Consider the following 8,261-nt stretch of genomic DNA (forward strand, 5'->3'; position numbering starts at 1 on the left):
ATCTCAAACAACTCGCCAGGATATTCCCGCTGCCCTGGTCAGCCTATGTCCGTCTCCTGTCAGTTAAAAACCCCGATGCCCGCACCTTTTACGAGAAAGAAACATTACGCAACGGTTGGTCAGTACGACAACTCGATCGGCAAATCGCGTCTCAGTTTTACGAACGTACGCTGCTGTCTCATGATAAACCCGCGTTGCTGCAACAGGCTGCGCCCACCGTGCCCGAAGTCTTACCAGAACACGCAATACGCGATCCCTTTATTCTCGAATTCCTCGATCTGAAAGATGAGTATTCTGAATCCGATCTGGAAGAAGCACTGATTAACCATCTGATGGAGTTTATGCTTGAACTCGGGGACGATTTTGCGTTTGTCAGCCGACAGCGCCGGTTACGCATTGACGATAGCTGGTTTCGCGTCGACCTGCTTTTCTTCCATCGCCGCTTGCGTTGTCTGTTAGTTGTTGACCTGAAAATGGGCAAATTCAGCTATGCCGATGCACGACAAATGAACATGTACCTTAACTACGCCAAAGAGCACTGGACAATGCCGGGGGAAAATCCGCCAGTAGGGTTAATCCTGTGTGCGGGAAAAGGGGCTGGAGAAGCGCACTACGCGCTGAACGGTTTACCGAATACCGTGATGGCAAGTGAATATAAAGTGCAATTGCCTGACGAAAAATTACTGGCAGATGAACTCATTCGTTCGCAATTGGCACTGACAGCGCAGCAAGCGGTATCCCCAGAAACATCATTGACAAAATAATGAACGGGATGGATGTGTAAAGCGTAAGACCGGATGGTAAAAACCATCCGGCATTTTCATGCGACTAACAGGCTGGCGCGAACCTTGACGACAACTTTCTTAATCTCTTTCGGTTCTTCCACGCTGCACCCCGGTTTGTGCGGCTCTCCGGGCATAAACACCGCGAACATGCCTGGCTGTAGGGTAATGGTCTGACTACCCGCTATCTCGCGACAAAGCTGATAATCCTCCTCAACATGTACCTCTTCACATTGCCGCGCAGAATCCGCCACGCCGAAATGAATGCGTTCCTCTCCCGCCAGCAGTAGCTGGATATCGATGTATTGCTCGTGCAGTTCGGCCTTTTTCTCTGAGGCCGATTGCGTGGCAAACTGCATTACGTTCATAAAGATATCGTCCCCGCGTAGCTCAACGCGACCAGGGGATTGCTCCTGCGGTCTGGCGGTCAACGCCAGCGTCAGCGCCTCTTCCAGCACGGGATGTAAACCGGCAGCAGACAACGTACAAACTTCACCCAGTATCATCCTTTCTCTCCTTGTGCTAACAATGCCGCACCCAACAGCCCCGCGTCGTGGCGGTAATGCGCCGCGCTGAGTTCGACGTGATAGACCGGGGGCATTTGTTCGAGACAGGCGCGGACCTGCGACAGATACCCTTGCGCCAGCCCAACGCTGCCGCCGACAACCACCCGCTGACAATCGGTGACCGCTTTCGTATCGGCAATCAACCGTGCCAGCACCTGTGCGGAGTCAGCGACCAGTCGGCGGGCCTGTTCATCGCCCTCTGCCGCACGGGCAAAAATGGTTTTCGCATCGCATCCGGCAAGCGAGCCTTGCGCTGCGGCAGCAATACCGCGTCCCGACGCGATAGCCTCGACGCATCCCACTCGTCCACAGCCGCACACCGGCCCATTAGGGTCCGCGAGGGTATGACCCAGGTGTCCGGCCAAACCACCGGTACCGGTGACTAGCTGACCGTCGCTGACCACACCGCCGCCGACGCCGGTTGAAACGGTGATAAACACCATATCCCGCGTTTCATCGGCAATTGCATGATATTCCGCCCATGCGGCAGCCTGTGCATCGTTGATCGCCAGCGTTGGTAAGCCGGTGAGGGCTTCTAACGTCTGCACCAGCGGAAAGTGAAGCAACCCGCCCAAATTAGAGGGATTTATCGCCAACAGGTGGCCTTCGCGGATAATCCCCGTCGAGGCTATCGCCACCCGATGCGCTTGCGACTGCAACGGTTGCACCAGTGTTTTCAGCGCGTCGCGTAGTGCCGGAGACGTTTTACTGGCAGGGGTGGGCAGCTCACGACGTTCGCGAATCTGCAAATCATCCTCCACCAGCGCGGCGGCGAGTTTCGTACCGCCAATATCAATGGCCAGCGTCGTCATAGCACCGCCCTTTTCAACGCTGTGTTATACCATTCACAGATGTGCTCCAGCCGGGTAATCGCAGATCCGACCGTCACTGCCCAGGCGCCGTGACGCATTGCTTCACCGGCCTGCGCCGGGGTATTGTAGCGGCCTTCAGCAATCACCCGGCACCCGGCTTCACTCAGCGATTTCACTAGCGCCAGATCCGGTTCATCAGGGGTTTCTGCGGTGGTGTAACCCGAAAGCGTGGTGCCAATAATGTCTGCACCGAGCGCCTGACAGGCCAGGCCGTCCTCCTGTGAAGAGCAATCGGCCATTGCCAGCAACTGGTGGTGATGGATACGCGCCAGTAGCACCGCAACCGGCACCGGACGCACGCGGTCGGTGCCATCAATCGCGATAATGTCCGCGCCGGCCTGCGCCAGCGCATCGACATCCTCCAGAAACGCGGTGATGCGCACAGGAGAATCCGCGAGATCGCGTTTGAGAATGCCGATTATCAGTACGGAAACCACGGCACGCGTCGCCTTCAGATTCTCAATCCCTTCAATACGTAACGCGACGGCCCCAGCCTGCTCTGCCGCCAGCGCCATCGCCGCCACAATCTCGGGTTTATCCAGTGGACTGCCGGGAACCGGCTGGCAGGAGACAATCAAACCACCACGCACGGCAATGCTTTTATCCAGTTGTGCAAGTAACGACATACTTCTTCCCTTACGTGTATTGCCCGGTGCAGGACCGGGCAAGTGGATTAACTTTTGCTTTTGACTAAGGGGCTTTTATCGCCGCCGAACGGGATAGCGCCGCTGAACGGCTTACCGTCAATGGCGTCATGGGTACGCAGCGCCTCCGGTCGCAGCCAGCGCTGGACGCGGGATGGCATATCCAGACCAATCAGTAGAATCACCACAAAGGTCAGGCTGAAAGAGAGCGATCCCAGCGCGGTGCCCAGATCCAGTCGTTGGGCAATCAGCGCCCCCAGGATCGGTGCCAGCGCCCCGCCGAGCGCCCCGACGTTATAGGTGAAACCCAGACCCGCCGCACGCTGATCGGTATCGAAATAACCGCCAATCAGTTTCGGTAAGATTCCGGAGATCCCTTGCCCCAGCATCTGCTGGAAAAACAGAAGTAAACCAAGTACCCAGACATTGGTACCGCCAATGGCAAACACCGGAATGATCAGCAGTTGTGAGGCCAACAGACTGTAAACATAAGCTTTGCGGGTCCCCAGCCAGTCACCAAGGAAGCCGCCGACGCAGCAGCCGACCGCAGCACCAAAGCCGCTAAAGAAGAGTACGCGCGCCACGGTGGAAGGATCGTATGCCAGTTCCGTTTTCAGATAGGTGGGCAACAGCGCCTGAATCGGCCACGAGTAGAGGAAAGCAAACAGGACAACAATCATGAGCATCACGCCCGTCGGCCAGCGCTTGCCGCTACTTTGTACCATGAAGCTGATAAAGATCACCGCGCACAGCAAACCCAGTACCGCGACAATCGCCGCATTTTGCAGGTCCCCGGCAAAACAGAACCACAGTGCGATCGCCGCCGCTGTCGTCATCAGAATGTTGACGACGCGATGCTCACCCCGATAAAGAATATCGACCATCGTGCGTACCGGCGCTTTGCCTTCATGCTTCTCTTTCCAGTCCTCTGCTTCCGGTATGTTTTTGCGTAGCCAGAGGGCAAAAATAATCGGCAGAATGCCAATGAAGAACAGCGCGCGCCAGCCCCAGACCGGCACCACCAGGCTGTAGACCTGAGCCGCAATCACGGCACCAACGGAGAACCCCGAGATCAGAAAACCACTGGCCTTATTACGCAGATGTTTTGGCCAGCTTTCAATAACATAGGTCGCACTGGAACCGTATTCGCCCGCCATCCCCATGCCAATCACCAGTCGGGCGATAAACATAGTGGTGTAACCCGGCGCAAAACCACAGGCCAGCGTTCCCATTGAGAACAGAATAATACTGGTGACCATCGCCAGACGACGCCCATACCGGTCACCCATCGCGCCCAGCATTAACCCGCCAAACCAGCGGGAAATAAAGGCTGCCGAAATCAGGCTCGCCGCCTGAACCGTCGTCAGCCCGAACTCTCCTTGTACTTCCGTCAGCACAAGGGCTATCAACACAAAATCAAAACCATCCAGCAAATATCCCAACCATGCGGCGGAGAATGCCCGCCATTGCGCCCGGTTGAGATGGCGATACCACGGGATGCTTTGGGTAGAAGTACTCATTTTACTCTCCCGACGATTTTTGTTGTTGTGCCGGATGACGACTCTGCCTTATCCGGCACACGATGCTTTTTTGTCGGCCGGGTAAGCGCAGCGCCCCCGGCACTACGTTACGCGGTTACGCCTTCTCTGCCATTAACTGCTGCGCCAACGCCTTCAGTTCCGGCAGATATTTTTCATCCACGGGGGCAAACGGCTTACGGCACAGTGGTACAGAAACCACGTCCATATAGTGCAGAACCGTTTTCAGCCCACGGAACACGCCAGCCTTAATGAGGAGATCGATAACCTTATTGCACTCTGTTTGCAGTTTTTGCGCAGTCCGGATATCTCCTTCTTTGAGCGCTTTCACAATTCCCAGATATCGCCAGCCCATGATGTTGTAAGTGCTGCCGATACCGCCGTCCGCTCCGGCCAGCAGGCCTGAAGCGAAAATTTCGTCATAACCGTTATAAAGCACCAGATCCGGATGCGCGCGACGGATCTGCTCCATCTGGAACAGATCGCCCGATGTTTGCTTCAGTGCACCAACGCCCGGCAGGGTGACCAACGTGTTGATCTGATCCAGCGTTAACTTCACGCCGCTCAACGCCGGAATGTTATAGACCACCATCGGCAAACCATCCGCCGAATCAATAATGGCCCGGTAATGATCGCAGTGCTCTTCAAAGCTGAACGGATAGTAGAACGGCGTCACGGCAGAGACCGCGTCAAAGCCGTAACCATGCGCGGCACGGGCGAGCTGCTGGCTCTCATGGGTGCTGACCGTTCCAACGTGAGCGATCAGCTTGACTTTGCCCTTCGCCTCTTCCGCGACGACTTCCAGCACCTGCTCCCTTTCCGCACAGCTCTGTACAAAGGCTTCGCCGGTGGAACCGCCCACGTACAGCCCATCGATCCCCTGAGCGATGTTAAAACGCACCAGCCGGCGCAGGCTCTCAATATCCAGCTTCTGTTGGTTATCGAAAGGGGTTAACAACGCTGGCATTACGCCTCGTAAATCTTTTGCCATAACGACCTCTGTCATGATTAGTGTTATCTAACTGCATACCTTTATACCTGTTATACCAGATCAAATAAGCAGCAATACAATACAGAACGCTTATAGTGCGATCTGCTTCACTAAACGATCGTCAGGATCGCGATCACTTACGCATTTTTGAATGTTGACCGAGGGCGTGCCAGGTGGCGGAAACGCTGTTGAGATGAGATTGCAGTGCGCGATCGGCCTCATCTGGATCGCGTCGGCGAATCGCATCAACGATAGCGATATGCTGCTGATAACTTACATTATTATGCTCGAAAAGCTCGCGATCCGGCACGGTCGGGCGAGCGGCGATCAGCCAGTCCAGCAGCGCTACGTGGATCGCCATAAAGATCGGATTGCCGGGGATCTCCGCCAGCACGCGATGAAAATCGACATCTGAACGGATGAACAGCGTATTGTCATCCAGCGACTGGCTGTTGATCTCCAGCGCTTTTGCCAGCAGATCGATCTGTTCTTCTGTGGCATTCTCCGCTGCATAACGCACGAGACTGGACTCAAAGAACAGGCGCAACTGCTCAAAGTGGGCAATGCCGCCAGGATGTGCGAGGAAATCTTTTGCCATTCCGGACAGCTCACCAATGATGGTATCCGCCGAAGGACGGGAAACACGGGCACGTTCGCCGTTGTTGATTTGCACCAGGCCTTTACGCTTCAGCGCGGCCAGTGCCTCACGCACAGAGGGACGACCGACGTTGAAAAAGGCCATCAGTTCCCGTTCGGACGGCAACTGTTCCCCCTCGCCGAACTCACGGCGACGGATCATCTGCTCTAACTCTTCCTCGACCATTTCCGACAGCTTTTTTCGCGCCAGCGGACGACGGCGAAGGCTACGCCCAATAGTGGCTGGAGAATCTTCTGCTTGAGAATCGAATGCGTTCATAAGACCTATTTGCGAGTCACGGTGACAAACAACAGCAGGCTCATCGTAACACAGGATCGGAAGGAGGGTGAAACCACGGTCGGTGCGATCAAAAACAGGCCCAGCGGGGCCTGTTTTCATCTATTTAACAACACGTAATGCCGGTCGCCCACCACGCGGCGGCGGCGGATCGTCATCCGGATTGTTGTCATCGTCATGATCCGGTTTATCACCATCAATGACTGACATAACGGTTTCGCTCTCTGCGCCAGATGTCGCGTCATCATCATTAAGACTGGCAACATCTTCGTCATAGGCCGCTTCCGGTTCAAACATCGTTCCGGCACCGTTTTCACGCGCATAAATAGCCAGCACTGCCGCTAATGGCACAGAAACCTGACGCGGAACGCCGCCGAAACGCGCATTAAAACGCACCTCATCGTTAGCCAGTTCCAGATTCCCCACCGCGCGCGGTGCAATGTTCAGGACAATCTGCCCGTCGCGGGCATATTCCATCGGAACATGCACACCCGGCAACGTCACATCCACCACCAGGTGCGGCGTGAGCTGGTTGTCCAGCAACCACTCATAAAATGCACGCAGCAGATACGGACGGCGCGGTGTTAGCTGTGACAAATCCATCAGTATTAACCCCGGCCAAGACGCATTTCGCGTTCAGCTTCGGTTAAGGACGCCAGGAAAGAATCACGCTCAAAGACGCGGGTCATGTAACCCTTCAGCTCTTTCGCGCCCGCACCGCTGAACTCAATACCCAGCTGCGGCAGACGCCACAACAGCGGCGCCAGGTAGCAATCCACCAGGCTGAATTCATCGCTCAGGAAATACGGTTTCTGACCGAATACCGGTGCAATCGCCTGCAGTTCTTCACGCAGTTGTTTGCGAGCAACGTCAGCTTCTGAAGCAGACCCGTTAACGATGACGTTCATCAGCGTATACCAGTCTTTTTCGATACGGTGCATGTACAGGCGGCTTTCGCCACGTGCTACCGGGTAAACCGGCATTAATGGCGGATGCGGGAAACGCTCATCCAGGTATTCCATAATGATGCGAGATTCCCACAGGGTCAGCTCACGATCTACCAGTGTCGGGACGCTCTGATTCGGGTTGAGGTCAATCAGATCCTGAGGTGGATTGTCCTTTTCCACGTGTTCGATCTCGAAACTTACACCTTTCTCAGCCAGCACAATGCGGACCTGATGGCTATAGATGTCAGTAGGACCAGAAAACAGCGTCATTACCGAACGTTTGTTGGCAGCGACAGCCATGAAAACCTCCAGGTATATTCAGAATTTTTACTGCTACCAGCCATCGCATGGCCAGTCAGAAGTGATGTCACCCACGTCGGAAAAGTCATCATCGTTCAAAAAGCAAACAAAAAATGAACAATACCCGATATTTGGGCAGAAAATTGGATGATAGTTTACCAGATTTTGTGACCTTTGTGGTGAGTCGATTCTGGAAATGGGGAAAAAGAGGGTTTTGTCAGAGGATTACGCCAGATTTATCCATAAAAAAACCCGCCGAAGCGGGTTTTTTCGCCAACCGTAATCTGCCAAAGGCAGAAAACAATTAACGTTTGGAGAACTGCGGACGACGACGTGCTTTACGCAGGCCGACTTTCTTACGTTCAACCTGACGAGCATCACGAGTAACGAAGCCTGCTTTACGCAGTTCGGAACGCAGGGACTCGTCGTACTCCATCAGAGCGCGGGTGATACCGTGACGGATCGCACCAGCCTGACCAGAGATACCACCACCTTTAACAGTGATGTACAGATCCAGTTTCTCAACCATGTCGACCAGTTCCAGCGGCTGACGAACTACCATGCGGGCAGTTTCACGACCGAAGTACTGTTCCAGAGAACGTTGGTTGATTACGATTTTACCACTGCCCGGTTTGATGAAAACGCGAGCTGCGGAACTTTTGCGGCGACCAGTGCCGTAGTATTGAT

At 54.8% G+C, this 8,261-nt stretch carries 10 protein-coding genes; 1 reads left to right on the top strand and 9 read right to left on the bottom strand.

Translation table 11 applies throughout. The annotated features are described in order from the left end of the window. On the top strand, positions 1-764 hold a 764-nt coding region (locus AB7E14_RS16430; RefSeq protein ID WP_428169681.1), incomplete at its 5' end, for a PDDEXK nuclease domain-containing protein. 56 nt (positions 765-820) lie between these two features. Here AB7E14_RS16430 and nanQ read toward each other — a convergent pair. The 9 genes from nanQ to rpsI all read right to left on the bottom strand — a co-directional run. Further along, positions 821-1,288 carry an N-acetylneuraminate anomerase gene (gene nanQ / locus AB7E14_RS16435; RefSeq protein WP_316962575.1) on the bottom strand — a complete coding sequence of 156 codons (468 nt, stop codon included), beginning with the start codon at positions 1,286-1,288 and terminating at the stop codon, positions 821-823. Beyond that, positions 1,285-2,160 (bottom strand): N-acetylmannosamine kinase, encoded by an 876-nt coding sequence (gene nanK, locus AB7E14_RS16440; RefSeq protein WP_316962576.1) that lies wholly within the window; start codon positions 2,158-2,160, stop codon positions 1,285-1,287. Before nanK ends, nanQ begins: the two co-directional genes overlap by 4 nt. Then, complete coding sequence (locus AB7E14_RS16445) at positions 2,157-2,846, bottom strand: N-acetylmannosamine-6-phosphate 2-epimerase (protein ID WP_316962577.1); 690 nt, start codon at positions 2,844-2,846, stop codon at positions 2,157-2,159. Before AB7E14_RS16445 ends, nanK begins: the two co-directional genes overlap by 4 nt. 47 nt (positions 2,847-2,893) lie before the next feature. After that, positions 2,894-4,384 carry an MFS transporter gene (locus tag AB7E14_RS16450; protein ID WP_044263663.1) on the bottom strand — a complete coding sequence of 497 codons (1,491 nt, stop codon included), beginning with the start codon at positions 4,382-4,384 and terminating at the stop codon, positions 2,894-2,896. 115 nt (positions 4,385-4,499) lie between these two features. Next, a complete protein-coding gene (gene nanA / locus AB7E14_RS16455) occupies positions 4,500-5,393 on the bottom strand; it encodes an N-acetylneuraminate lyase (RefSeq protein WP_316962578.1) in 894 nt (297 codons plus the stop codon). 133 nt (positions 5,394-5,526) lie between these two features. Further along, positions 5,527-6,318 carry a transcriptional regulator NanR gene (gene nanR / locus AB7E14_RS16460; RefSeq protein ID WP_080343284.1) on the bottom strand — a complete coding sequence of 264 codons (792 nt, stop codon included), beginning with the start codon at positions 6,316-6,318 and terminating at the stop codon, positions 5,527-5,529. A gap of 111 nt (positions 6,319-6,429) precedes the next feature. Then, positions 6,430-6,930 carry a ClpXP protease specificity-enhancing factor gene (gene sspB, locus AB7E14_RS16465; protein ID WP_042998320.1) on the bottom strand — a complete coding sequence of 167 codons (501 nt, stop codon included), beginning with the start codon at positions 6,928-6,930 and terminating at the stop codon, positions 6,430-6,432. A 5-nt stretch (positions 6,931-6,935) separates the two neighbouring features. Beyond that, on the bottom strand, positions 6,936-7,574 hold the full coding sequence (gene sspA, locus AB7E14_RS16470; RefSeq protein WP_042998321.1) for a stringent starvation protein SspA: 639 nt from the start codon (positions 7,572-7,574) through the stop codon (positions 6,936-6,938). Between the two features lie 304 nt (positions 7,575-7,878). Then, the coding region (rpsI, locus tag AB7E14_RS16475; protein ID WP_428169682.1) for a 30S ribosomal protein S9 at positions 7,879-8,261 on the bottom strand (383 nt) is incomplete at its 5' end.

The sequence above is a fragment of the Citrobacter sp. genome (assembly GCF_050252275.1).
Classification (GTDB): domain Bacteria; phylum Pseudomonadota; class Gammaproteobacteria; order Enterobacterales; family Enterobacteriaceae; genus Citrobacter_A; species Citrobacter_A amalonaticus.